Source organism: Enterobacter sp. CPE_E890, assembly GCF_046521475.1.
Classification (GTDB): Bacteria; Pseudomonadota; Gammaproteobacteria; order Enterobacterales; family Enterobacteriaceae; genus Enterobacter; species Enterobacter adelaidei.
In genome coordinates this window covers 972,451-997,913 of record NZ_JBKFZW010000001.1, presented here as the reverse complement: position 1 = coordinate 997,913, position 25,463 = coordinate 972,451, and the positions used below count along the sequence as shown (strand labels likewise).

23 protein-coding genes and 4 pseudogenes are annotated in these 25,463 nt (G+C 54.6%); 19 read left to right on the top strand and 8 right to left on the bottom strand.

Going from position 1 to position 25,463, the window contains the following annotated elements; all coding sequences use genetic code 11:
* Positions 1–244: 244 nt before the first annotated feature.
* From ACLHV9_RS04835 to ACLHV9_RS04825, 3 genes are all read left to right on the top strand, one after another.
* Positions 245–466 carry a helix-turn-helix domain-containing protein gene (locus ACLHV9_RS04835; RefSeq protein WP_003847740.1) on the top strand — a complete coding sequence of 74 codons (222 nt, stop codon included), beginning with the start codon at positions 245–247 and terminating at the stop codon, positions 464–466.
* Between the two features lie 134 nt (positions 467–600).
* Positions 601–1,365 (top strand): hypothetical protein, encoded by a 765-nt coding sequence (locus tag ACLHV9_RS04830; RefSeq protein WP_003029576.1) that lies wholly within the window; start codon positions 601–603, stop codon positions 1,363–1,365.
* 461 nt (positions 1,366–1,826) lie between these two features.
* Positions 1,827–2,447, top strand: a complete 621-nt coding sequence (locus ACLHV9_RS04825) for an inovirus Gp2 family protein (protein WP_003029579.1) — start codon at positions 1,827–1,829, stop codon at positions 2,445–2,447.
* Between the two features lie 55 nt (positions 2,448–2,502).
* On the opposite strand, the gene ACLHV9_RS04820 is transcribed toward ACLHV9_RS04825, so the two are convergent.
* Both ACLHV9_RS04820 and ACLHV9_RS04815 read right to left on the bottom strand, forming a co-directional pair.
* Positions 2,503–3,159 carry an ATP-binding protein gene (locus ACLHV9_RS04820; protein ID WP_003029581.1) on the bottom strand — a complete coding sequence of 219 codons (657 nt, stop codon included), beginning with the start codon at positions 3,157–3,159 and terminating at the stop codon, positions 2,503–2,505.
* 28 nt (positions 3,160–3,187) lie between these two features.
* Entirely contained in the window at positions 3,188–3,496 is a 309-nt protein-coding gene (locus tag ACLHV9_RS04815; protein WP_003029582.1) for a maltose acetyltransferase domain-containing protein, read from the bottom strand.
* 509 nt (positions 3,497–4,005) lie between these two features.
* On the opposite strand from ACLHV9_RS04815, the gene ACLHV9_RS04810 reads away from it, so the two are divergent.
* The 6 genes from ACLHV9_RS04810 (at position 4,006) to ACLHV9_RS04785 (ending at position 10,953) form a co-directional block, all read left to right on the top strand.
* Positions 4,006–4,176: a helix-turn-helix domain-containing protein gene (locus ACLHV9_RS04810; protein ID WP_077258089.1), complete on the top strand. Its 171-nt coding sequence runs from the start codon at positions 4,006–4,008 to the stop codon at positions 4,174–4,176.
* Between the two features lie 228 nt (positions 4,177–4,404).
* Complete coding sequence (locus ACLHV9_RS04805; RefSeq protein WP_003029584.1) at positions 4,405–5,328, top strand: aminoimidazole riboside kinase; 924 nt, start codon at positions 4,405–4,407, stop codon at positions 5,326–5,328.
* A 165-nt stretch (positions 5,329–5,493) separates the two neighbouring features.
* Positions 5,494–7,011, top strand: coding sequence for a carbohydrate porin (locus ACLHV9_RS04800; RefSeq protein ID WP_003029587.1), 1,518 nt, complete (start codon positions 5,494–5,496; stop codon positions 7,009–7,011).
* Between the two features lie 137 nt (positions 7,012–7,148).
* Positions 7,149–8,519 (top strand): sucrose-specific PTS transporter subunit IIBC, encoded by a 1,371-nt coding sequence (locus ACLHV9_RS04795; RefSeq protein ID WP_000345204.1) that lies wholly within the window; start codon positions 7,149–7,151, stop codon positions 8,517–8,519.
* The gene (locus tag ACLHV9_RS04790; RefSeq protein ID WP_003029589.1) at positions 8,519–9,919 is read left to right on the top strand and encodes a sucrose-6-phosphate hydrolase; all 1,401 of its coding nucleotides are present in this window, start codon (positions 8,519–8,521) and stop codon (positions 9,917–9,919) included. The genes ACLHV9_RS04795 and ACLHV9_RS04790 overlap by 1 nt, the downstream gene beginning before the upstream one ends.
* 29 nt (positions 9,920–9,948) lie before the next feature.
* The gene (locus ACLHV9_RS04785; protein ID WP_003029591.1) at positions 9,949–10,953 is read left to right on the top strand and encodes a LacI family DNA-binding transcriptional regulator; all 1,005 of its coding nucleotides are present in this window, start codon (positions 9,949–9,951) and stop codon (positions 10,951–10,953) included.
* 165 nt (positions 10,954–11,118) lie between these two features.
* Here ACLHV9_RS04785 and ACLHV9_RS04780 read toward each other — a convergent pair.
* The 6 genes and pseudogenes from ACLHV9_RS04780 to ACLHV9_RS04755 form a co-directional block, all read right to left on the bottom strand.
* Positions 11,119–11,306 (bottom strand): annotated as a pseudogene (locus ACLHV9_RS04780) (DDE-type integrase/transposase/recombinase); the annotation flags it as partial.
* Between the two features lie 80 nt (positions 11,307–11,386).
* Positions 11,387–12,895: a group II intron reverse transcriptase/maturase gene (gene ltrA / locus ACLHV9_RS04775; RefSeq protein WP_001189111.1), complete on the bottom strand. Its 1,509-nt coding sequence runs from the start codon at positions 12,893–12,895 to the stop codon at positions 11,387–11,389.
* 672 nt (positions 12,896–13,567) lie between these two features.
* Positions 13,568–13,993: pseudogene (locus ACLHV9_RS04770) on the bottom strand (IS3 family transposase); the annotation flags it as partial.
* A 9-nt stretch (positions 13,994–14,002) separates the two neighbouring features.
* On the bottom strand, positions 14,003–15,154 hold the full coding sequence (locus ACLHV9_RS04765) for an IS30-like element IS30 family transposase (RefSeq protein WP_001254932.1): 1,152 nt from the start codon (positions 15,152–15,154) through the stop codon (positions 14,003–14,005).
* A gap of 67 nt (positions 15,155–15,221) precedes the next feature.
* Positions 15,222–15,479: pseudogene (locus ACLHV9_RS04760) on the bottom strand (transposase); the annotation flags it as partial.
* 72 nt (positions 15,480–15,551) lie between these two features.
* A pseudogene (locus ACLHV9_RS04755) lies at positions 15,552–15,638 on the bottom strand (transposase domain-containing protein); the annotation flags it as partial.
* A gap of 222 nt (positions 15,639–15,860) precedes the next feature.
* Here ACLHV9_RS04755 and ACLHV9_RS04750 point away from each other — a divergent pair.
* The 10 genes from ACLHV9_RS04750 to hdeD-GI all read left to right on the top strand — a co-directional run bounded on the left by ACLHV9_RS04750 (position 15,861) and on the right by hdeD-GI (position 25,426).
* Positions 15,861–16,124: a hypothetical protein gene (locus tag ACLHV9_RS04750; RefSeq protein WP_003847756.1), complete on the top strand. Its 264-nt coding sequence runs from the start codon at positions 15,861–15,863 to the stop codon at positions 16,122–16,124.
* A 230-nt stretch (positions 16,125–16,354) separates the two neighbouring features.
* Entirely contained in the window at positions 16,355–16,636 is a 282-nt protein-coding gene (locus ACLHV9_RS04745) for a helix-turn-helix domain-containing protein (RefSeq protein WP_003847758.1), read from the top strand.
* A 34-nt stretch (positions 16,637–16,670) separates the two neighbouring features.
* Positions 16,671–17,240: a small heat shock protein sHSP20 gene (gene hsp20 / locus ACLHV9_RS04740; protein WP_003847761.1), complete on the top strand. Its 570-nt coding sequence runs from the start codon at positions 16,671–16,673 to the stop codon at positions 17,238–17,240.
* A gap of 105 nt (positions 17,241–17,345) precedes the next feature.
* Positions 17,346–20,195: a heat shock survival AAA family ATPase ClpK gene (clpK, locus tag ACLHV9_RS04735; RefSeq protein WP_003847763.1), complete on the top strand. Its 2,850-nt coding sequence runs from the start codon at positions 17,346–17,348 to the stop codon at positions 20,193–20,195.
* On the top strand, positions 20,195–20,386 hold the full coding sequence (locus tag ACLHV9_RS04730) for a hypothetical protein (RefSeq protein WP_001446316.1): 192 nt from the start codon (positions 20,195–20,197) through the stop codon (positions 20,384–20,386). The genes clpK and ACLHV9_RS04730 overlap by 1 nt, the downstream gene beginning before the upstream one ends.
* Positions 20,387–20,446: 60 nt before the next feature.
* Positions 20,447–22,252, top strand: coding sequence for an ATP-dependent zinc metalloprotease FtsH (gene ftsH, locus ACLHV9_RS04725; protein WP_003847766.1), 1,806 nt, complete (start codon positions 20,447–20,449; stop codon positions 22,250–22,252).
* 87 nt (positions 22,253–22,339) lie between these two features.
* Positions 22,340–22,798 carry a small heat shock protein sHSP20-GI gene (gene hsp20-GI / locus ACLHV9_RS04720; RefSeq protein WP_001275372.1) on the top strand — a complete coding sequence of 153 codons (459 nt, stop codon included), beginning with the start codon at positions 22,340–22,342 and terminating at the stop codon, positions 22,796–22,798.
* A 22-nt stretch (positions 22,799–22,820) separates the two neighbouring features.
* Positions 22,821–23,735 carry a heat resistance protein YfdX1 gene (gene yfdX1, locus ACLHV9_RS04715; protein ID WP_003847769.1) on the top strand — a complete coding sequence of 305 codons (915 nt, stop codon included), beginning with the start codon at positions 22,821–22,823 and terminating at the stop codon, positions 23,733–23,735.
* 102 nt (positions 23,736–23,837) lie between these two features.
* Positions 23,838–24,725, top strand: coding sequence for a heat resistance protein YfdX2 (gene yfdX2 / locus ACLHV9_RS04710; RefSeq protein WP_003847770.1), 888 nt, complete (start codon positions 23,838–23,840; stop codon positions 24,723–24,725).
* A gap of 89 nt (positions 24,726–24,814) precedes the next feature.
* Positions 24,815–25,426: a heat resistance membrane protein HdeD-GI gene (gene hdeD-GI, locus ACLHV9_RS04705; RefSeq protein WP_003847772.1), complete on the top strand. Its 612-nt coding sequence runs from the start codon at positions 24,815–24,817 to the stop codon at positions 25,424–25,426.
* The last annotated feature ends 37 nt before the right edge of the window (positions 25,427–25,463 follow it).

The window sequence follows — 25,463 nt, the reverse complement described above, 5'->3', positions numbered from 1 at the left end:
ATCGACATAAAACTTTGGGCGTTTTTTTTGCACGTATCATCTCGCACTAAAATCAGGCCGAAAACTCGCAAGGTAATGCGTCTAAATCAACTAAAAGTACCTCATCCGGCTCAAGCGAAGGTAGTGATCCTGACCCTGAAGCTTATTCAAGCTTGGCTTTTTTGTTTTCTTTTTGGTCCTTTCTTTCCCTTCTAATTTCATTACTTTTTGTATATGCCTGCATCTCAATCATTGAGGTGGTAGCATGAGCATATATGAGCAATCCAGAACATCTCTATCTGAACTTGTTTCCACAAGTGAGTTAGCACATCTATTAAACCTTAAAGCCCAAACAATTCGAAAATGGCTTTGCCAAGACAAGCTGCCTAATGGTTTACCACGCCCAAAGAAAATTAACAGCCGACATTATTGGTTACGCAAAGACATTGATAGGTTCCTATTAACCTTCTCAGTATATTGTAATTAACAGCAACATCAAAATCATAACTCCCCAGCTATTCTAAAGAATAGCTGGGTTAATTAACAGAAACAATCCGTCGATAAAAGATACTAAATCACACCGTTTATCACATTTTACATTAACGAAAGTCAAGGATACATATGAAAAAACGCATCACTTTCAGCGCAAACAAAAAATCAACTATTGATGCAATTGACGACTATAGCAATGCAAAAGGATATTCTAGGTCAGAGGTGATATCATTTTTGTTAAACGCCACAGCCCCAGCATTGAATAAAATAACATCGCAATATCATATAGCTCAAACTTTGGAGTCAACATTAGGCTGTATTTTTGAAGAGAAGGCCCCCTCAATCGCACGGGGTGAGCCAAAATTAACTTACGAAGAGTTTTTTTATTCCGTCTGGAACACTCACATTCGACACCGGAACGAGGTTGTCGATCAAGATTTTTATGCGCACAAAATACCTCATGATAAGATGGGTAAGAGCGAAAAAAAATTAATTCATGAAAAGCTCTCATACATTATAAAAAGTTTCAATGTAAAAAAAGCAATTTTTATTTACACAGATCGGCGCGTGAACCACAAACATCTCATTGCAGGAGGGTTATCTAATATCATACTGATAAAGGAAACAGTCTACGATGGTTGTTTTTTTGATTTGAGCAGCATTGTGATTATGCCAATCTTTGAACTTATTACATTTGGAGTTGAAGCAGTATTGAAAAGAAATAAAACTCCCCCTAAACAATCATGCTATTGCTGGATACCAATTTATTACACAAATGATCTAGCGGTAATGGTCCCTGTGATTGCCGAAGGCGATACACCTCAAAAGGCGATGAAAGGAGGAGATGCCATCATTATTAACCCCTTTAACGGTGAAGTAAGCCATACTTTCTGATACCAATGTTAAGCATAACCACTTAGTTGTATACATCTCGACAGTATGGAGTTAGTACCTAATAGCTTGATGAGGGTAAAAGATGCCTACTAACAAAGCAAAATCAAAGAAAATTCTAGGAAGGCCTGAAGGAAGTAAATATTCCCATTTAATTCAGAGTGAGAAGGCTAAGCATTACTCTCAATCCAAGGTGGCAAAGATCTTAGGAATAAGTATTTCCACGGTAAAAAGACACTGGGATAACGGCATCTTTGGGTGATTATAATTGCAGAGTTGCTTTTTAATTATTTTACTGCATGGGTAATGGGTTGATAACAAGTTTTATTGTTGGAAAGGTATTATATAACAGTCATTACTATTAACAGTTAATTAATATAACTAACCACAGACATTCAGCTATGTCTGATCATATTACTATATACGGCTATCCAAAGCCGTAGGGCTAACGACAGGATCGAAACATGGAATTATATCATGGTTCCCATGGTGAGCATGTGCTCGCCTATAAAAAACATATTGAACGAGTCGTCAATGATGCTATCAGTGAATTCCCCAGAACAATGGCGTTACGTGTTGATGTTCATTATCCACCCATTTTAGACAGAGGTGACACTGTTTGCTGTTTTCCTAATCTAGAGCCTGGTGCCATATCCCGTTTCCGTAATGCATTAAATGCCATGTTGGAGGCCAATGAGAGAACCAGAGCAGCTAACGGCAAAAGAATATATCCAAACCGTGTTCGTCATGTTTGGGCACGGGAGTTTTCCGAAGAAGGAAAATGTCACTTTCACCTTGGTCTTTTTTTTAATAAAGATGCTTATTACCATTTAGGTGATTATGAGGCTGAAAGAAATTTAAGGATGATGATTGTAAGAGCATGGTATAGCGCACTGGGATTGGAACTGGATGATTATCCGGGATTGGTTCACTACCCTGAAAATTGTCGTTATATTTTAGACGTCAATGATTTTAACTTTGAAGGAGAATACAATAAATTACTGAATCGCTTCGACTACCTAGCTAAACTCGATACAAAAGCATATGGAGATGGCGACCGTAGCTTCGGCTGCAGTCGCGGGTAATTTATTTTTTACAGCAATGGCCTTTCTTATGGATGGAAAGGCCAGACCTTATATATCAAGAAGATGGTGAGCGATAAAGTATTGTTTTCAAGTAATCATCTGTTGCAGTAAACTCAGGGAGTTGGCCACTCATGGCCTGTGTTAGTGGAATAATCTTTGTCCTGACTCCCATCCCCCTGAAATCAACGTAACCATAATCACGTAAGACTTCCATAATAATCGTATTGCGTGGTGATCGCTGACCTGTAACCATCTTTTCAATCGACATCGAATTATTCAGCGCCCCTGGGCTAATAACTTCAAATCGATTGCTATACAAGCCAATCTCTATCTCAACAAAGCGTGTCCAGTCACGATGAGCCAGTGCATTTACAACAGTTTCGCGAATAGCTTCCAGTGGATAATACCAGGTTGTTTCCCGACGTAGATGCGTATCGGGTAGAGGGGCCTCTGAAGTGATAAAGGGCATGATAGTTGACATCAAACGCTCAATCAATCCACCATCGATCAAAGCCTTTCCGGCTTCCTCAGTATCAAAACGCCCAACCATTGGACCATCCAGAATATCATCGAGTAACGGTTGGTACTCCTTATCCTCGCTGGCAAACGCAAAGACTCGGATATCTGGTCGATGCGAGAGTTCAACCATTTTGATTTTGAACTCAACGGGATAATTAGGGCTTTTTTTACGCACTGTGGTTAATGATTTCATGGATAGTGTCCACCATATTTGGTGTCCACTATCCTCTCAGGAATTTCAGGATCTGCCAGACGGTGCTGAGACGACGCTTACGAATGTTATACCCCCTGCTGCAGTGGAAAGACGTGGTGACAGATACCCCTTCCCCACATTCAGGCAGCAACTCTTTCATCAGTAGCAGGCGGGAATCAATATGAGCAGGATCGGTGTGGTTAAAACGATGAAGGAGCGATTTTGTCCGCAAAGAATCCGCTTTTATGGCGGGTTCAGCAGGGAAAAAGTAATCCCCATCTTTAAGACGGACACGTTCCACCCTGGTATCAGCGCAGGGCGGCAATTTATCATTCATTAATTCTGTTTCCTCCGTATGCAGCGTGGAGCCTTTCCTGTTACCGGTTTTATCCGGATGTATGCTGTCCCGTGAAGTGGCGGGCAAACTCACTTCTAAAAAATTACGGCCAGATCTTGTCATGCCTATCACAAAGTATCATAACCGAGCATTGTGTAAAGATGAAAACCGTCAAATTGAGCGCAATCGAGCTGCATGATATGATCAGAACCCTACTAAATCAGAAGTATTGGGTATGAGATTACTTTTGAGGAAGCACGTAAATGAAACGAGTGGTTCTGTTTTCATGTGGGAGCGCTTGTCGCTCCCTGAATAGTCCATGTGACAATGAAGATTAAACAGCATCATAACCAGCATGATGCCGTTGCATTTCTTGCATATCGGCAGACTACATCAGAACCCGGTAACCTTGGATGCTGGGATAATGGCAGAGAAGAGGCACTTACTGTATCTACGGTAAAAAGCGGTTTTGTCGATGAAGTTTTAAAGGAAACCCTCCAGAAACGCTGATGAAATTGCGCAGTTTCGCTGGCCTGATGCGACAACAACTCGCCAGTAGAATGGGTATTTCTTACAAATACCTGCGCAGCATAGAAGCAAACCCATCCAGAGCGAGCATTACTACACTTAACCATTATGCCAAGAAGTGTGGTGTTAAAAGCCCTTTGATTTATCTGTAAATAAGATAAAACATGATAATTTCATCAAGTTGCATGGTAATTTATCCAGGATCCATTTGTGTCCAGGACGTAAGTCTTCACAGCTGTCGAATCAATTCTATTTCGTAAGGCGGCTCACGTTTTTATGCCCTGAGCAGTGCTTTTCCGGCTGGAACTTTCCCCCACTCATTCACTGTGATTTAATATGCTAAACCGGTTTAATTAAGTTTAGCCTTGGAGGGTTTTAGCATGAAAGCAAAAGTTTGGGTTCTGGGCGACGCAGTGGTGGACCTGCTACCGGAGAGTGAAGGGCGCTTGCTACAGTGCCCTGGAGGCGCGCCGGCTAACGTGGCGGTAGGGGTTGCCCGCCTTGGCGGCAACAGCGGATTTATCGGCCGCGTCGGCGGTGACCCGTTTGGCCGCTACATGCGTCATACCCTGCAACAGGAGCAGGTCGACGTCAGCCATATGTATCTTGACGATCATCACCGCACGTCCACTGTGGTGGTCGACCTTGATGACCAAGGTGAACGCACCTTTACCTTTATGGTACGCCCCAGCGCTGACCTGTTCCTGGCTGAAGAAGACCTGCCACAGTTTGCCGCCGGACAGTGGTTGCACATCTGCTCCATCGCGCTCAGCGCCGAGCCCAGCCGCAGTGCTACCTTCGCGGCTATGGAGAACATCAAACGTGCCGGTGGCCGGGTGAGCTTTGACCCTAATATCCGCCTGGATCTCTGGCAAGATCAGAACCTGTTGCACGCTTGTCTCGACCGCGCCCTGCGTCTGGCGAACGTGGTGAAACTGTCCGAAGAAGAGCTGATACTCATCAGCGGGAGTAATGATATCGCGCAGGGGATCGCCAGCATCACTGAGCGTTATCAGCCTGAATTACTGCTGGTGACTCAGGGTAAAGCGGGCGTCATCGCCGCATTCCAGCAGCAGTTTATCCATTTCAGCGCTAAACCGGTTGTCAGCGTGGATACCACCGGTGCGGGCGATGCGTTTGTCGCCGGACTGCTTGCCAGCCTTGCTGCCAACGGGATGCCGGCGGATATCAATGCCCTGGAGCCAACGCTCGCTCTGGCGCAAACCTGCGGTGCCCTGGCAACCCTGGCGAAAGGCGCGATGACTGCCCTGCCATACCAGCGCGATCTACACCGCCAGATTTGATCCTAAATACCGTCGTACGCGGTCCACTTTGTTGCATCCATCACACTTATTAAACCGGTTTAGCAAAATCAATTTCAAAATGTTAAATGTCGTGCTTAACATTGCAACTAAACCGGTTTAGCAAAAACACACAATTTTTTATTTTCCTTTTGGGATGCAATCAATATGTTCAGAAAAAGCACACTCGCGGTTCTTATCGCTTTGCTAACCGGCGCCGCCTCAGCCCATGCACAAACGGATCTCAGCAGTATCGAAGCCCGTTTAATTGCGCTGGAAAAACGCTTACAGGATGCCGAAAACAGAGCGCAAACGGCAGAAACCCGCGCAGAGTCGGCAGAGAAGAAAGTACAGCAGCTCACGACACAGCAACAAAAAACCCAGGACAGCACTCAGGAAGTGGCTCAGCGTACCGCCAAACTGGAGAAAAAAGCCGATGAGAAAAGCGGGTTTGAGTTCCACGGCTACGCCCGCTCCGGCGTGATAATGAATGACTCCGGCGCCAGCACCAAATCCGGAGCCTACATGACGCCAGCAGGGGAAACCGGTGGGGCTATTGGCCGCCTGGGAAACCAGGCCGATACCTATGTTGAAATGAATCTTGAACATAAGCAGACCCTGGATAACGGGGCAACGACCCGCTTCAAAGTCATGGTCGCCGACGGTCAAACCACTTATAACGACTGGACGGCGAGCACCAGTGATTTGAACGTGCGTCAGGCCTTTGTTGAACTGGGCAACTTGCCCACCTTCGACGGGCCGTTTAAAGGCTCCACCCTGTGGGCCGGGAAACGCTTTGACCGGGATAACTTTGACATTCACTGGATCGACTCGGATGTCGTGTTCCTCGCCGGTACCGGCGGCGGTATTTACGATGTCAGGTGGAACGACAGCGTTCGCAGCAACTTCTCTCTTTACGGGCGTAACTTCGGCGATATTGCTGATACCAGCAACAGTGTGCAGAACTACATCGTCAGCATGAACAATTTCATCGGGCCGGTGCAGATGATGGTCAGCGGGATGCGGGCAAAAGACAACGACGAACGCCAGGATACCAACGGTAATCCGGTCAAAGGCGATGCGGCAAATACCGGTGTACATGCGCTGCTCGGGTTGCACAACGACAGTTTTTACGGCCTGCGTGAAGGTGCCAGCAAAACCGCCCTGCTCTACGGTCACGGACTGGGTGCCGAAGTTAAAGGTGTCGGCTCTGACGGCGCGTTACGCTCGGGGGCTAACACCTGGCGCTTCGCCAGCTACGGCACCACGCCACTGAGCAAGAACTGGTTTATCGCCCCGGCGATACTGGCACAAACCAGTAAAGACCGTTATGTCGATGGCGACAGCTACCAGTGGGCAACCCTCAACATGCGTCTGATCCAGGAGATCAATCAAAACTTCGCCCTCGCTTATGAAGGCAGTTACCAGTATATGGATCTCAAACCTGAAGGTTATAACGATCGCCATGCGGTAAACGGCAGCTTCTACAAGCTCACCTTCGCCCCGACCTTTAAGGTTGGCGACATCGGCGATTTCTTCAGCCGTCCTGAAATCCGTCTTTACACCTCGTGGATGGACTGGAGCAAAAAACTCAATAATTACGCCAGCGATGACGCGCTGGGCAGCAGTGGTTTTAAATCGGGCGGCGAATGGTCGTTCGGGATGCAGATGGAAACCTGGTTTTGATGGTTAACACCTGGCGACAGTAACCGCCGGGGCGACAAAATACGTTTCGTCGCCCCGGACACAATAACAACGAAGAGAATGCGCTCCGGCTACCACGGGACGACAACTCGAAAATCAATACGCATTCAGAGGGTACTATGGATTTTGAACAGATTTCCCGCTCGCTACTTCCGCTTCTGGGAGGCAAGGAAAATATCGCCAGCGCCGCGCACTGTGCCACACGCCTGCGCCTGGTGCTGGTCGATGACTCACTGGCCGATCAGCAGGCCATCGGCAAAATTGATGGGGTGAAGGGCTGTTTCCGTAACGCCGGACAGATGCAGATTATCTTCGGCACCGGGGTGGTGAACAAAGTCTACGCCGCCTTTATCCAGGCGGCAGGGATTGGCGAATCCAGCAAATCGGAAGCTGCCGACATTGCGGCGAAAAAACTGAATCCTTTCCAGCGCATTGCCCGCCTGTTGTCGAACATCTTTGTGCCGATCATCCCGGCTATCGTCGCCTCCGGCCTGTTGATGGGCCTTCTGGGGATGGTTAAAACGTACGGCTGGGTCGACCCGGGTAACGCCATCTACATCATGCTGGATATGTGCAGCTCAGCGGCGTTTATTATTCTGCCGATCCTGATTGGCTTCACCGCCGCCCGCGAGTTCGGTGGTAATCCTTATCTTGGCGCGACGCTTGGCGGCATCCTGACTCACCCGGCGCTCACCAACGCCTGGGGTGTGGCCGCCGGTTTCCACACCATGAACTTCTTCGGCCTTGAGATTGCCATGATCGGCTATCAGGGCACGGTGTTCCCGGTGCTGCTGGCGGTGTGGTTTATGAGCATCGTTGAGAAACAGCTGCGTCGCGTGATCCCCGATGCACTGGATCTGATCCTGACGCCGTTCCTGACGGTGATCATTTCCGGTTTTATCGCCCTGCTGATTATCGGCCCGGCTGGTCGCGCGCTTGGCGACGGTATTTCGTTTGTCCTTAGCACCCTGATTACCCACGCCGGTTGGCTGGCCGGACTGCTGTTTGGCGGTCTCTATTCGGTTATCGTCATTACCGGTATTCACCACAGCTTCCACGCCATCGAAGCGGGACTGCTGGGCAACCCATCCATCGGCGTCAACTTCCTGCTGCCGATTTGGGCGATGGCCAACGTCGCTCAGGGCGGTGCTTGTCTGGCGGTGTGGTTCAAAACGAAAGATGCCAAAATCAAAGCCATTACCCTGCCCTCGGCGTTTTCTGCCATGCTCGGCATCACCGAAGCGGCGATTTTTGGTATTAACTTACGCTTTGTAAAACCGTTTATCGCAGCCCTGATTGGCGGCGCGGTGGGCGGCGCGTGGGTGGTATCCATGCATGTTTACATGACCGCGGTGGGCCTGACGGCTATCCCTGGCATGGCTATCGTGCAGGCCAGCTCGCTGCTGAACTACATTATCGGGATGGTTATCGCCTTTGGCGTCGCCTTTGTCGTCTCCCTGGTACTGAAATACAAAACGGACGCTGAATAATGTCACATCCATCACGCCTGCCTGCGATTTTGCAGGCTGTTATGCAGGGCCAGCCGCGCGCGCTGGCCGACAGCCACTATCCCCGCTGGCACCATGCGCCGGTGACCGGGCTGATGAACGATCCCAACGGCTTTATTGAATTTGCCGGACGTTATCACCTGTTTTATCAGTGGAACCCGCTCGCCTGCGATCATAAGTTCAAGTGCTGGGGGCACTGGAGCTCTGCCGACCTGCTGCACTGGCAACATGAGCCGATCGCGCTCATGCCGGATGAAGAGTATGACCGCAACGGCTGCTACTCCGGAAGCGCCGTGGATAGTCAGGGCACGCTCACCCTGTGCTATACCGGCAACGTAAAATTTGACGACGGCAGCCGAACCGCGTGGCAGTGCCTGGCGACGGAAAATGCCGACGGCACGTTTACCAAACTCGGCCCGGTATTACCGCTGCCGGAGGGCTATACCGGCCACGTGCGTGACCCGAAAGTCTGGCAGCACGAAGGTCGCTGGTACATGGTGCTGGGCGCACAGGATTTGCAAAAGCGTGGCAAGGTGTTGTTATTCAGCTCAGCGGACCTTCATGAGTGGACGAGTCAGGGCGAAATCGCCGGTTATGGCATCAATGGCCTGGACGACGCGGGCTATATGTGGGAATGCCCGGACCTGTTTGCCCTCGGCGACCAGCATGTCCTGATTTGCTGCCCGCAGGGCGTGCCTCGTGAGAAAGAGCGCTATCTCAACACCTACCCGGCAGTGTGGATGAGCGGCGATTTCGACTACCACCGCGCGGCCTTCGAGCATGGCGAACTGCACGAATTGGACGCAGGGTTTGAGTTCTACGCCCCGCAAACCATGCTTACCAGTGATGGCCGCCGTCTGCTGGTCGGCTGGATGGGCGTGCCGGAGGGCGAAGAGATGCTTCAACCGACCCTCACCAACGGCTGGATCCATCAGATGACCTGCCTGCGTGAGCTGGAGTTTATCGATGGTCAGCTATACCAACGTCCTCTACGAGAGCTGAGCGCCCTGCGCGGCGAAGCGCACGGCTGGGCAGGGAACTCCCTGCCGCTGGCACCGATGGAAATCGTTCTACAAACCACTGGGGACGATATTTTGAGCCTCGATTTTGACGGCGCATTAATCCTTGAACGCGATGCCAGCGGGATCCGCCTGGCCCGACCCAGTCTGGCCAGCGACGAGAAGCATTATCGTTACTGGCGCGGAGACGTCCGCTCGCTGCATATTTTCATCGACCAGTCTAGCGTGGAGATTTTCATCAACGGCGGCGAAGGAGTGATGAGCTGCCGCTACTTCCCGGCCTGTTCAGGGCAGCTAATGTTCTCTGGCATCACACCGGACGCATTCTGCTACTGGCCGCTGCGAACTTGCATGGTAGAATAAGCGTTTTGCCTCAAGCTCATGGCGTCGTAATGAAAACTAAACGCGTAACCATTAAAGATATCGCCGAACAGGCTGGCGTCTCAAAAGCGACCGCCAGCCTAGTACTGAACGGTCGTGGTAAGGAGCTGCGTGTGGCGCAGGAAACGCGTGAGCGAGTACTGGCGATTGCCCGTGAGCAGCACTATCAGCCAAGCATTCACGCCCGCTCGCTGCGCGACAACCGCAGCCACACCATCGGACTGGTGGTGCCGGAGATCACCAACCACGGCTTTGCGGTCTTTTCACATGAGCTGGAAATGCTGTGCCGCGAAGCAGGCGTCCAGCTATTGATCTCTTGTACTGATGAAAACCCCGGTCAGGAGAGCGTGGTGGTCAATAACATGATTTCCCGCCAGGTTGACGGTCTGATCGTCGCTTCATGTATGCACAACGATGCCGACTATCTTAAGCTCAGCCAACAACTGCCAGTAGTGCTGTTTGACCGTTGTCCTAATGAAAGCCTGCTGCCGCTGGTGATGACTGATTCGATTACCCCAACGGCGGAACTGATTTCCCGCATTGCACCTAAGCATAGCGATGAGTTCTGGTTTTTAGGCGGTCAGTCGCGTCTGTCGCCTTCACGCGATCGTCTGACCGGCTTCACGCAGGGTTTGGCTCAGGCGGGTATTGCACTGCGCCCGGAATGGGTGATTAACGGTAACTACCACCCGAGCTCAGGCTATGAGATGTTCGCCGCACTCTGCGCGCGACTTGGGCGGCCGCCTAAGGCGCTGTTCACTGCCGCCTGTGGACTGCTCGAAGGGGTACTGCGCTATATGAGCCAGCACCATTTACTCGACTCAGATATCCATCTGACGAGCTTTGACGATCACTATCTTTATGATTCGCTGTCGCTGCGTATCGATACCGTACAGCAGGATAACCGCCAGTTGGCCTGGCACTGCTATGATCTGATAAGCCAATTGATCGAGGGCGATACGCCCGAAACGCTACAACGCTACCTGCCCGCAACGCTGCAGTTTAGGCATCAGTAATAACTGAGCATTTTTGAATACCCTACAGAGGTGAAATCTGGTGCGAATCCAACAATCAAAAATCAATATTTGTAGTGATGTGATGCGGAAAGGTCTTCACTGCATCAGTAATCACACCAATCGGGTTAAACGGCAAACTGAGTGGTGGTAAAGACTGACACCGGCATTATTACTGTCACTGTGGAACATCACTCCGGCGGGTTTACCGCAAGCTTCCCACGCAATTTCCAGCGCTTTGATGTCAGCTTGCTGTCCGGTGAGAATGACATTGCCCAACCCTCAGGTTTCCTTGCGAACAGATCGAGAACAACAGCAAGGTAAGCCCAACGCTTGCCTGTCCAGAGTAGAGTAAGAGGCAGGGCGTAGTCGGACTATTTCCCTGCCTCTCCTCCCCGAACCGGACGTGCACCTTTCAGCGCATCCGGCTCTCCATTTAAATGCTGGCGAACGCCATTGCCACTTCTGTAAAGCGCGATGTATACGTGTTTCTGGTCTCCGTCCTCAGATAGGGATTACCTTCGGGTAGCCGCCAGCGGAACAGCTTCTTGCCTTGCCCCACCAACCGGTACAGTATTTCGCCGCTGAGCTTGCCGTGATTGGTTTTACCAAATAAAACCCACGTTTTGCTCTGACCCGGTTTCGGTGATTTACACCACCACCTCATCAGGGAAGCGATACCTGTACGGTATTTGCGGGCCAGCCAGTGAGCCAGCTTCCAGAACACGACACGGTCGATATAACTGAAGACTTTGGCCTTAAAATCAACGAACTGATAGAACATGGCCCAGCCTTTCAGTTTTCGGTTGAGTTGTTCAGCCATATCGACTTTGCTTTCACTGTAGTTGCCTGATAACAGTGCTGTCAGCGATGCGGCGAAGTTTCTGGCTTTCTCCTGCGGGATCGTTGAGACCACTCGCATCTCGCCATAACGACTGCGTTTGCGAATGATCCTGTGCCCCAGAAAGATAAAGCCGTCATTAACATGGGTGATTTTAGTCTTATCCATGTTCAGCCTGAGTTTCAGACTGCCTTCGAGCACACCCCGACACTCCTCCCTGATGGCTTCCGCCTGTGCTTTGGTGCCTTTGACGATGAGGACAAAATCATCGGCATAGCGGCAGTACGCCACCGCGGGTTTCCACTGCCAGTTTTCTCTGACCGCCGTACTTCGGCCCCGTTGGATACTGTTATTCCAGTACCACCGATCTTTTCTGGCTTTCCCGCTCAGGTAGCGCTCATGCAGGTATTGATCGAACTCATTCAGCATGATGTTCGATAATAGCGGCGATATAACACCGCCCTGTGGCACACCTTCACTGGCCGCCCGAAAGAGACCGACATCGATATGTCCCGCCTTGATGGTTTTCCACAGCAGAGTCATGAAACGTGCGTCACTGATCCTGCGGCGTACAGCCTTCATCAGCAGTCGATGATGTACGGTGTCGAAGTAACTGGACAGGTCGCCTTCAATCACCCAGCGTCCCCGGGTTTCACCGCAGTCTGTGAGCTGTAATTTCACCGTGCGGATCGCGTGGTGGACACTGCGCTCAGGCCGGAAGCCATATGAGAGCGTATGAAAATCACTCTCCCATATCGGCTCCATCGCCATCAGCATGGCCCGCTGAACAATACGATCCCGCAACGCGGGGATACCCAGTGGTCGCAGTTTGCCGTTGCTTTTAGGGATGTAAACCCGTCTGGCGGGCAAGGGCTGGTAGTGGCCTGAGAGTAATTCATCCCTGAGGATTTGCAGCTCAACAGCCAGTCTGGCCTGTAGCATTGTTTTGTTCACGCCATCAACGCCGGGGGTATGCGCCCCCTTTGATGAAAGCGTGATCCGCGCCGCTTCAGCCAGCCATTCTGGTTGTGTTATCAGACGCAGCAGCCGTTGAATCCGTAGGGACGGATCGGTGGCTGCCCATGTGGCAAGCTTGCGTTGCATTTCGCTGATTATCAAAGGTCTTCACCTCGTTAGGTCAGTTAATTCACGTCGCAAACACATTCAAACTGCTTCCCTTCGCCATGTAATGGGCTTTCCCCATCGCGGACTACTACGGAAGCTCCGCCAGCCAGCGCGTCATCGGAGCCATGCCCCCTTAACATCCGTCGCTGACCTTCCCCGGTTTACCTGCCTGGACTCAGGCATACTGAGGAGGCTGCCCGTCGCACTCTTTATCCTTGCTTGCCGCAAGTTGGCAGAAGTCAGCAACGCAAGCGTGATAGACGCTGCTGCCCCGGTGTTTCGCATACATGTCAAAACACCTTCGACCGGCAGTGCTTACGTATCACTGCCAGTTCCTCCTGCACGGCCTGTCAGATCACGTAGGCCGTGGTGACGTTTTCAACCCACAGAGGCGGATTAACGGGTTCATGTTCTTCAGCCTTTCAGTACTTAACCTTGAGGATCATCTCGGCTTAGTGATCTCGCCTCAATCCCCGTTGTCAGCGGGTTACATCACCCTGCGGGCATGCCGCAGGTCACTGCCGCTCAGGTTCTCCACCGTCACACCCGGTGGGATTGTTGGGTTTCTCATCGTGAGTTACCGGTTCAATATTCCAGACAGACTCGCGGTTCATTTAAGCATCCATGCCCGCCCTGAACTCCGGGCACACTATACGTCACATCGCCGCACCACACCTGATTCGGTTCTGTCACTGCAAACTGTCGCTCAAGGCAATTCGGGATAGCGGTGTGTTCATGACCACCACGTTTATACCGGTGAGTTGGCTGCTGACAACTCACCAGACCCGGTTCTTTCATGAGCCTTCCGGCAAGCCAGCGTCCCATTCTGAAGCCTTTCAGGGTTGCCATAATCGCGATACTTCTTGCGCCAGCAGAGCCATGGCTGATGTTATGCAGTTCCAGAACCTGACTGCGTAACACAGCTCGCCTGCCGTCTGGCTTTTCGGGGCTTTTTCCCCAGTATTTGTAGCTGCTGCGATGAACCCCGAACACGTGGCAAAGTGTGACCACAGGATACTGCGCTCTGAGTTTCCCGATTAACGAGAATTGTTCAGGGAGTCTGGCATCAAGAGCGCGGTTGTAGATTCAATCTGTCAATGCAACACCCCTTTCAATTATCTCTTTCGGTGTTTTGAACTTCAGTGTCTTTCTCGGTCTGTTGTTTAGCTGAGCAGCAACCAGATCTAGTTCATGTTGAGTATATTGGGCAAGACATGTCTTTTTAGGAAAGTACTGCCGAATTAGCCCATTTGTGTTCTCATTTGTTCCCCGCTGCCAAGGACTCTGAGGATCGCAGAAGTAAACTTTAACGCCGGTGCTGACAGTAAATTCTAGATGTCTGGCCAGTTCCATTCCTCTGTCCCATGTCAGTGATTTTCTGAGTTCTGACGGTAAACTCAGGAATTTGTCGGTAAGAGCCTGATTTACTGAGACAGAATCTTTGCCCCTGAGTCTAAGGATGATCGTATAACGTGATTTTCGGTCTACAAGTGTGGCTATATGAGAGTTTTTTGTACCTGAGACTAAATCGCCCTCCCAATGCCCCAGAGAGCGTCTGTTATCGATATTTCGGGAACGTTCGTGAATTGGTGTTCCGTTCACTATGTTAATCGTACCTCTTTCGCCTTTGCGGGTATGACGCCTGCCATGGCGAAGGCTATGCGACCGTCGCAGATGCTGTATATTCAGGTGGTGTAGCGCTTCACGGCTACGAAAGTACAGCGTTTTATAAATTGTCTCAGGTGATATTCGCAGCGTTTTTTGACGTGGTTTTGTTCGCCTTAACCATCCTGATATTTGCTCTGGAGACCATTTCATCTCCAGCTTTTCCAGAACAAGCTTTCGCAATGGTAAATTTTGATCCAGTAAGCACGGTTTTGGCCTTTTCGCCATTCTGTTGGCTCGGTTATTAGCATCAACAGCTTTGTAATAGCGTCTGCCCCGATTACGCTGAACTTCACGTGAGATCGTCGAAGGACTGCGATTCAGCGCAGTAGCTATCGCACGAATGCTCATTTTGGCTGACAAACCAGCTCGTATCTCCTCGCGCTCAGACAGTGTCAGGTGAGCTACAGCCCGCTTACGCTCATGGGGTTTTATGCCGCCAGTATCCCTTAACATAGTGAAGATCGTTCCGGGTTTTGAACCCAGGATATTCGCTATTTCACTGAAGCCTGTTCCGTTCTTCCATAGTTCAAAAACAGAGGCTTTTTCCTCTGCTGTAAATGTTCGTCTCATTCAAAAAACCTCCGCAACCCCATGTTTTCACATAACTGTTGCGTTGACCAATTGAATCTACAGTAGCCTTTTTTAATATGTCGTTTTCCATTTCAATGCGTTGTATTTTTTTCTTCAGCTCACGTATTTCAATCTGCTCCGGGGTTATAGGAAAGGCTTTAGGTATTTTGCCCTGTCGTTCATCCCGCAACTGCTTTACCCATCGCGTCATGGTAGAAAGGCCGACATCCATAGCACTGGCCGCAGCTGCAACGGTGTAGTTCTGATCAAGGACCAGTTGAGCGGATTCGCGTTTAAACTCTGCGCTGAAATTTCTTTTTTTCATTGAGGCACCTGTAATGTTCTGAGGTGAGCATATCACCTCTGTTCAGGTGGCCAAATTCAGTAAACCACTTCACTTGAGATAGGCATACGGATCGTGCCCATTATTACGGGCCGACTGGATCAAACTCATGATCGCAGCAGCGCGCTTGAGCATGCGAACCCGCGCCGAGCATTTGAGAAGGCAACGGGATGAACGCTGGCTGGATAGCCGTGGTTTTCTGGGTAAGCAGGCGAATCCATTTGTGGACGAGGTTGGCATTGAGGCTGTAGCCCAAGGCGATGTTTGCGATGGAGGCATCGGGTTCAGAACACTCCTGAATGACCTGGGCCTTGAAAGATTTGCTGTTGGTACGGCGCTGAGGGCGCATGGAAAATCCGCTTGATGGGCCATGGCCTTCGGCGGCGGTATCGGGAAGGTGTGTTGGCCGGACGGATACTGTTGAACTACGTTGTCTGGGGCAACGGAAGTGTTTCGGCCCGACTCTGGAACGCGATCCGCAGCGACGACTGGGCAATTCCGCACGTTGGCCTGAGCAGCCTCGGGGAAATCGTCGTCTGGGCGCGCCCAGACGAGTTTCCGCCAAGGAACATGCAGACAAGCAAGGGGCTGCGGGCACTCGACTACAACGTGAGGATCGGTGTTTGATCGAGGCGCCTGTGGCACACGCAGGCTGACGAGCCAGGCGCTGTCCATTGCCTGATCAGGCCGCCCCCCTGCGCCTTGCCTGAGCAGTTGACCTGCATCAATGGGGCGGGAGAACGCTGTACATTGACTCTTGACTCTTGAAGTTTGTCATGGTAGGTGTAATATTTTACAAAGTATTGCAAGGATTTCCTTGGCCGGAACCGCAAAGCGACGCGATTGGAGAGGGTGAGATGAAAGCGCACCTACAGGTGATTTTCACGCTCGATGAATTGGCTGCGTACTTGAAAGTCGGCAAGCGGACGCTTTATCGGCTCGCCGCGCACGGGGAAATTCCGGCTTTCAAGGTGGACGGGACGTGGCGGTTTCGTCAAAGTGAAATCGATCAGTGGCTCAATGATCAGACCCGAGCCGGAGCAAAGAAGGAGGTGATGCGCAAGCGTGAACAGCAGAAGTCATCCGAGCAGCCCGTGTCGCCTGGGCGCAGTGCCCGTCGCAGCAGGCAAAGGGCTTGAGTAACTCGTTTTCCAATTTTTCTGGAGGTATGACATGGACATCGATTTCAAGAAGTTGGCTCCCTGGAACTGGTTCAAGAACGAGCAGCAAGAGCAGCAGACCGCCTCTTCCCTGCCAGTGCAGCGCAATGACCTGCCAGCGGCTAGCGGGCCAGTCAGCCCGATCCTGCAACTGCATCGGGAAATCGACCGGCTGTTCGATGACGCATTCCGGGGCTTCGGTTTTTCGGCGTTGAACATGCCGCAGTGGCCATCCGATTGGTCGGGCATGCTGAAGCCGGCCCTGGACATCCAGGAAACCGACAAGCAGTACAAGATTGCCCTGGAAGTGCCCGGTGTCGAGGAGAAGGACATCCAGATCACCCTCGACAACGACGTGCTGATGGTGCGTGGCGAGAAGCGCCAGGAACAGGAGAAGAAGGAAGGTGGCTTCCACCGTGTGGAGCGCTCCTACGGCAGCTTTCAGCGTGCCTTGAACCTGCCTGACGACGCCAACCAGGATTCGATCAAGGCATCGTTCAAGAACGGGGTGCTCACGGTCACGATCGACAAGCGCGAGGTCAGTGCGCCGAAGCAGGGACGCTCGATCCCGATCAACGGCTGACGTCGCCGGCTCGTTCGTCACAAGAAAAACCCGGCCCGAGACGAGGTGTCGCGGCTCGCGATGCCTCGTCGCCTCAACCTTGTCAACCTTCTCAGGAGCATCAGCATGGCCAGAAAACAATGCCAGGTCTGCGGCCAACCCGCCACCGTGCGGGTGGAAGCCAATCTCAACGGTCGTCACAGCACCATGCTGTTGTGCGACGACCATTACCGGCAATTAGTGCGCCAGCAAAAGCGCACCGTTTCGCCGCTGGAAGCCTTGTTCGGTTCGCGCAGTGGCCTGTTCGAGGACTTCCTCGGCAGTGACTTCTTCCGCATCGGCGACGACGCGACGCCAGTTGCCGCCGATACCGATGACGTGGTCGATGCCTCGTTTGGCGAGCCCGCCGCCGCAGGTTCGGGTGCGCCGCGCCGTCGCGGCAGTGGGCTGGCCAGCCGCATCAGCGAACAGTCGGAAGCCTTGTTGCAGGAGGCCGCCAAACACGCTGCCGAATTTGGCCGCTCCGAGGTGGATACCGAACATCTGCTGCTGGCGCTGGCCGACAGCGACGTGGTCAAGACCATCCTGGGTCAGTTCAAGATCAAGGTCGATGACCTCAAGCGGCAGATCGAGTCTGAGGCCAAGCGCGGGGACAAGCCCTTCGAGGGCGAGATCGGCGTGTCGCCGCGCGTGAAGGATGCGCTCAGCCGCGCCTTCGTGGCCTCCAATGAACTCGGCCATTCTTATGTCGGTCCAGAGCATTTCCTGATCGGTCTGGCCGAGGAAGGCGAAGGGCTGGCCGCCAACCTGCTGCGCCGCTACGGCCTGACGCCGCAGGCGCTGCGCCAACAGGTCAGCAAGGTGGTCGGCAAGGGCGCCGAGGATGGACGCGCTGAGACGCCGACCAACACGCCAGAACTCGACAAGTACTCGCGCGACCTGACCAAGATGGCGCGCGACGGCAAGCTCGACCCGGTGATCGGCCGCGCGCAGGAGATCGAAACCACCATCGAGGTGCTGGCCCGGCGCAAGAAGAACAACCCGGTGCTGATCGGCGAGCCGGGTGTGGGTAAGACCGCCATCGTCGAAGGGCTGGCGCAGCGCATGGTGGCGGGTGAAGTGCCCGAGACCTTGCGCGACAAGCGCCTGGTGGAACTCAACATCAACGCCATGGTGGCCGGCGCCAAATATCGCGGCGAGTTCGAGGAGCGCGTGCAGAAGGTGCTGAAGGAGGTGACCGAGCACCAGGGCGAGCTGATTTTGTTCATCGACGAGGTGCACACCATCGTCGGTGCCGGCCAGGGCGGTGGCGAAGGCGGGCTGGACGTGGCCAACGTGTTCAAACCGATGATGGCGCGCGGTGAACTCAACCTGATCGGCGCCACGACGCTGAACGAGTACCAGAAATACATCGAGAAGGATGCCGCACTGGAGCGGCGCTTCCAGCCGGTGACGGTGCCCGAGCCGACGGTGGCCCAGACCATCATGATTCTGCGCGGCCTGCGCGACACCTTCGAGGCGCACCACAAGGTCAGCATCTCCGAGGACGCGATCATCGCGGCGGCCGAGTTGTCCGACCGCTACATCACGGCGCGCTTCCTGCCGGACAAGGCGATCGACCTGCTCGACCAGGCGGCCGCGCGCGTGAAGCTGTCGGCCACGGCCCGGCCGGTGGCCGTGCAGGAGCTGGAGTCCGAACTGCACCAGCTGCGGCGTGAACAGGATTACGTGGCCGCGCGCAAGCAGTACGACCAGGCCGCCGAGCTCGGCAAGCGCATCGAAGCCAAGGAGGCCGAGCTCAAGAAGCTCGTCGAGGACTGGGAGCGGGAGCGGGCCTCCGGCAGTGCCGAGGTAAAGGCGGAACACGTGGCGCAGATCGTCTCGCGCCTGACCGGCATCCCGGTCAACGAGTTGACGGTGGAAGAGCGCGAAAAGCTGCTGCACTTGGAACAACGGCTGCACGAGCGCCTGGTGGGACAAGACGAGGCGGTCCGTGCCGTGGCCGATGCCGTGCGGCTGTCCCGCGCCGGCCTGCGCGAAGGCAGCAAACCGGTGGCTACCTTCCTGTTTCTGGGCCCGACCGGGGTGGGCAAGACCGAGCTCGCCAAGGCATTGGCCGAATCTATCTACGGCGATGAGCACGCCCTGTTGCGCATCGACATGTCGGAATATGGCGAACGCCATACCGTGGCGCGGCTGGTGGGCGCGCCTCCGGGCTATGTCGGTTACGACGAAGGCGGTCAGCTCACCGAGAAGGTGCGGCGCAAGCCCTACAGCGTGCTGCTGCTCGACGAGATCGAGAAGGCACACCCTGACGTCTACAACATCCTGCTGCAAGTGTTCGACGACGGTCGCCTCACCGACGGCAAGGGCCGGGTGGTGGATTTCACCAACACCATCATCATCGCCACGTCCAACCTGGGTTCGGACATCATCCAGCGACGGCTGAAGGCGCGTGAGGCGGCTGGCGAGGAGTACGAAAAGACCAAGGCCGAGGTCATGGACGTGCTGCGCGGCCACTTCCGGCCCGAGTTCCTCAACCGCATCGACGAGATAATCGTCTTCCATGCGCTGGGCAAGGAGGAGATCCGCCACATCGTCGGCCTGCAGCTCGATCGCGTGGCGCGCAGCGCCGCCAGCCAGGGCGTGACGCTCACTTTCGATCAGACGCTGATCGACCATTTCGCGGAAGAAGGCTACAAGCCCGAGTTCGGTGCGCGTGAACTCAAGCGCCTGATCCGTAGCGAGCTGGAAACTGCGCTGGCGCGCGAGATGCTCGGTGGCGGCATCGGCAAGGGCGATCACGCCAGCGCACGCTGGGACGACAAGGCCGAACGCGTGGTGTTCGAACGCAAAGAGCCACCGCAGACCCCGGCCGAGCCGGAGCTGCCGGATGCCGCGAAGGCGACCGAGACGCCGCACGGCGACGCTGGCAAAGGCTCGCGCAAGAAGAAGTCGGCGAGCGACGCATCTTGATGGCGGGCGAGGCTGCCGTGTCCGACCCCATCGGCCTGGCATGGGCAGCCTCCCTGGCCTCGATCGCGGTGGCGGTCGTGGCCGCGGGTCACGCGGTCGTCTACAAGCGTGATCCGCGGTCGGCCACGCCGTGGGGGCTGCTCATCAGCGGCGGCACTGCTCTCCCGCTCGCTGGCCATCCGTTTGCGTGACGGTGCGGCCCGTCTGTTCACCTGATCCTCTGGCAACTCGACTTTCGAGGAACACGGCCCATGGAAAAAAAGAATCAATGGAATACCGGCTACTGGATCGTTGCACTCCTGCTGTTGTTGAGTTTGCAGAGCTACTGGCAGACGGCGAAAACCGTCGAGCCGGTGCCCTACAGCGAGTTCGAGAAGGCGCTGGCCGAGGGGCGCGTGGCCGAAGTGCTGGTGTCGGATCGTACGGTGACCGGGCGCCTGAAGTCGCCGGACAGCCGGGGCAAGACGACGATCGTTGCAACGAGGGTCGAACCCGATCTTGCCGATCGCCTGTCGAAGTACGACGTGCCCTATGCCCGCGTGTTGGAGAGCACCTGGCTGCGCGATGTGCTGTCGTGGATCCTGCCAGCGGTAGCCTTCTTTGGCGTCTGGTTCTTCCTGTTCCGCCGCTTCGCCGAGAAGCAGGGCATGGGCGGGTTTCTCAACATCGGTAAGAGCCGCGCCAAGGTGTTCGTGGAAAAGAACACCGGTGTGACGTTCGCCGATGTCGCGGGGGGGGATGAGGCCAAGGCGGAGCTGGTCGAGATCGTCGATTTCCTGAAGAATTCGCAGGACTATGGCCGTCTCGGGGCGCGCATTACCAAGGGCGTGTTGCTGGTCGGCCCACCGGGCACCGGCAAGACATTGCTGGCCAAGGCTGTTGCCGGCGAGGCGGCGGTGCCCTGCTTCTCCATCTCCATCTCCGGCTCAGAGTTTGTCGAGATGTTCGTCGGCGTGGGTGCGGTCCGTGTGTGCGAGCTGGCCCGCGGGCAGGCACCGGCCATCATCTTTATCGACGAGCTCGATGCGCTGGGCCGCGCGCGCGGCGTCGGCGGCCACGACGAGCGCGAGCAGACCCTCAACCAGCTGCTCACGGAGATGGACGGCTTCGACAGCTCGGTCGGGCTGATCATCCTCACCGCCACCAACCGCCCCGAAATCCTCGACCAGGCGCTGCTGCGTGCCGGCCGCTTCGACCGCCAGGTGCTGGTGGACCGGCCCGACATCAAGAAGGGGCGGCTGGACATCCTGAAGGTTCATGTCAAGAAGGTGACGCTGGCCCAGGATGTAGACCTCGAACAGGTAGCCGCACTGACCACGGGCTTTTCCGGCGCGGACCTCGCCAATCTGGTCAACGAGGCGGCGCTGGCGGCGAGGAGACGCCGTGCGTCCGCCGTGGAATTGCAGGACTTCACCGCGACCATCGAGCGCATCGTGGCGGGCCTGGAAAAGAAGAGCCGCGTGCTCAACCCCAAGGAGCGGGAAACCGTGGCCCATCACGAGATGGGCCATGCGCTGGTGGCGCTGGCGCTGCCCGAAACCGACCCCGTACACAAGATCTCGATCATCCCGCGCGGCATCGGCGCGCTGGGCTACACCTTGCAGCGCCCCACCGAAGACCGCTTCCTGATGACGCGTACCGATCTCGAGCACAAGATCGCCGTACTGCTGGGCGGGCGTGCCGCCGAAAAGCTGGTGTTCGGCGAGTTGTCTACCGGGACGGCGGACGATCTGGCGCGAGCCACCGACATCGCCCGCGACATGATCACCCGCTTTGGCATGGACGAGGGCCTGGGCTACATCGCCTTCGAGGCGCAGCGGCCCCGCTTTCTCGATACACCTGAACTGGCCCACGGCGGTTGCCGGTTGGCCGAATCGACCCAGGCGCGCATCGATCAGGCTATCCGCGACATCGTGATGGGCGTGTTCGAGCGCGCCTACCGGATTCTCGACATCAACCGCGCGGTGCTGGAGCGCTGTGCGCGCGAGCTGCTGGCGCGGGAAACGCTCGACGAAAGCGATATCCGTCAATTGACTCAAGGACTTGTTCGGAACTGAAAACAGTAGTAGGTGCCATTCAGAGTAAACCGACGGCTCTGTTCAGTGCGTCATCCAATTCGTCGGCATTGTTCAAGGAGAACCGATATGTCTGCATTGACACCGTGGGACCCCTTCCGGGAACTGGATGAATTGCAAAACCGCCTGGCGACGATGTTCGGACGAATACCCCAGCGACAGGGCGCCCGTACCGGCAACGAAGCCATGACCACGGCGGACTGGGCACCAATGGCGGACATCAGCGAGGATGAGAACGCATTCCTCCTCAAGCTGGATCTGCCGGAGGTCCCCAAGGATGCCGTGCGCGTCAGCGCGGAAAACGGTGTGCTCACCATCAGCGGCGAGCGCAAACTGGAAAAAGAGGAGCAGGGCAAGAAGTTCCACCGCATCGAACGTGCGTATGGCCGCTTTGTGCGCAGCTTTGTCTTGCCTGACAACGTTGATCCGACCAAGGTGACGGCTTCCATGAAAGACGGCGTGCTGGAAGTGCGGCTTGTCAAGGCCGAGCAAGCCAAACCGAAACAGATTGAAATCTCAGTCAACTAACTTCAATCAAGAGCCCAAGATCATGAATATCAAACAGCCACAATACACCTTCTCCGCACTTGCCCTGGCGGTCGTCGTCGGACTGAGCGGACCGGCTCTGGCCCAATCGGCGGCAGGTTCTAGCCCAGGTGCTGCAGCACCCTCTGCCGCATCCAAGGCGGCACAGCCACAGGTAGATGACAAGGCCGCCCGGGAAGCCGATAAAAAGCGTGCCGAGCTCACTCAAGACGCCATCACGGCGCTCACCAAGACCCAGGAGGCTTTGACCCTCCTTGATGCAAATAAGACCAAGGAGGCGCTTGCTGCGCTGGAACTGGCCAGCGGAAAGATGGAACTGGTATTGGCACGCGACGCCAAACTTGCTTTGGCGCCGGTCGATGTACGCGTCATCACCCACGATATCCACGCCAACGTGGAATCGGTAAAGAAAGCGGTCAAGTTGTCTCGGGAGTTGTTGGGTGATGGCGAGGTGCAAAAGGCCCGGCCCATCGTTGCCAATCTGGCCAGCGAAATCGTAATCCAAACCGACAACCTTCCGATGGCAACGTACCCGGCAGCGATCAAGTCGGCCGCACGGCTCATCGACAGCGGCAAGATCGACAACGCCAAAGCGGAACTCGCCCGAGCACTGAACACGCTGGTGGTGACCTCGGTCGCCTTTCCTCTGCCCGTGCTACGGGCCGAAGCCGCGATGGCAAAAGCTGAAAAGCTGGCCGAGACCGACAGGCGCGATGCCAAGCAGAACGAGGAGCTCAGCACCTTGCTGTCGTCCGTGCGCACGGAGATCGAGATGGCGCAGATCCTGGGTTATGGCAAGAAGGCGGACTTCAAACCCATCTTCGATCAGGTGAAGTCCATTGAGCAAAAGTCGGCTGGTGGCAAAAGCGGCAAGGGATGGTTCGACGAGTTGAAGACGCGCATCCAAAAGCTGTTTTGAGGTGATGAAGGGGCTGACTGCTCTGTCGGTCAGTCTCGCGATGTTCGCATTCAGCCCCAATAGATTCGCCTATTTTCACTATCTCATACGAGGCATATCACCATGAATGAGCAAACACCGAATCCCAATGCGACGAACGAAGGAATAAACGAACAGGCCGCGGTAAGCAGCCTTCCTGTCAGTCCAGAGTCCAAGCCTGAAGTCGTCACGGAGGTACAGCCTGAGGTTCAGAAAGAAACGGACTCGCAGGCGGAAGACAAACGTAAACAAGTCCTCGATGAGGCAGTCTCGGCCTTGTCGCTGACCAAATCCGCGCTGGCCGCACTTGACGGCAAGGACACTGCACGCGCATTGGCAACGCTGGCCGAAGTGACGGGAAAGCTGGAGCTGATCGTCGCGCGCGAACCCACGCTCGCCCTGGCCGGCGTTGATGTGCGCACCATCGTGCACGACTTGTTCGCCAACACGGAAACCATTGAGGCGATGACCGACGAGGCGCTGGATGCCCTCAAACATGGCGAGGTGCAACAGGCTCGCCACGTGCTGGCTTTGCTGGCCAGTGAAATCGTGATCACGGTCACCAGCATCCCTTTGGCGTCCTATCCCGCAGCCGTGAAGGCAGTCGTGCCGCTGATCGATCAGGGCAAGATCGAAGAAGCCAAAGCCGCGCTGCAGTCAGCGCTCAGCACGCTGGTCGAGGAGCGCAGCGTGCTTCCGCTGCCCGTCCTGCGTGCGAAGCTGCTCCTGAAGCGCGCCGAGCCCCTGGTAGAAGATGGTCAGCGCAGCGAAGCATCCAATGAGCGCCTGGAGACATTGTTGAACGAAGCCCGGCAGCAATTGGAAATGGCAGAACTGCTGGGCTATGGAAAAAGGAAGGACTTTGAGCCCCTGTACGCTGAACTCAAGAAAATCAAGGAAAAGACGGGAGGGGGAGGCTGCGGAAAAGGCTGGCTCGATGAAGTCAAGGCAAAACTGTCCAAGTTGTTCTGAAACCCCTGGATAGGGGGCGCATAGCGCCCCCTCTCTTGTTCCATGAGTGTTTGATTTTTTATTCTGTATAGATCTTTAGGAGATATTGCATGAACACAGACACCATCGCTAATTCCAATGCGGATGACCCCACCAAAGCACTGTGTTCGCTGAGCCAAAATTGGTGGCTTTTTGTGCTGCGCGGTGTCTTGGCATTGATTTTTGCAGCCCTCGCGTTCTGGATGCCACAATCGGCTCTGTTGGCCATGACCATCATGTTCGGCGCATTTTCCTTGGTCAATGGCGCGTTCAACTTGTTTGCAGCGGTGCGCCATATACAGAAAAAAGAGCGCTGGGGCTGGCTGCTGTTCAGCGGCATTGTCGGCATACTTACGGGCGTCGTCGTCCTGGTTGCTCCTTGGGCCGCCACGATAGTCTTGGCTTCTTTTTTATGGGCTAGCGTGGGCTTCTGGGCGATTTTCACCGGTGTGCTGGAGATATCCGCCGCCGTTCGGCTGCGTCGGGAAATCAAGGGTGAAATCTGGCTTGCCCTCAGTGGACTGCTCTCGATTATCCTTGGCGCTATCGTCTTGTGGATATTTTTTACCCGTCCGGTCGAGTCATTCGTGGCCGCAGGCTGGCTGTTGGGTTTCCATGCGGCAGTCTATGGCGTCACGCTTTTGTTCTTGAGTTGGAGTCTTCGCAAAACGCGCCTGGGGTAAGAGCGTGCCAAACCAAAATCTATGGATATGAGCATCC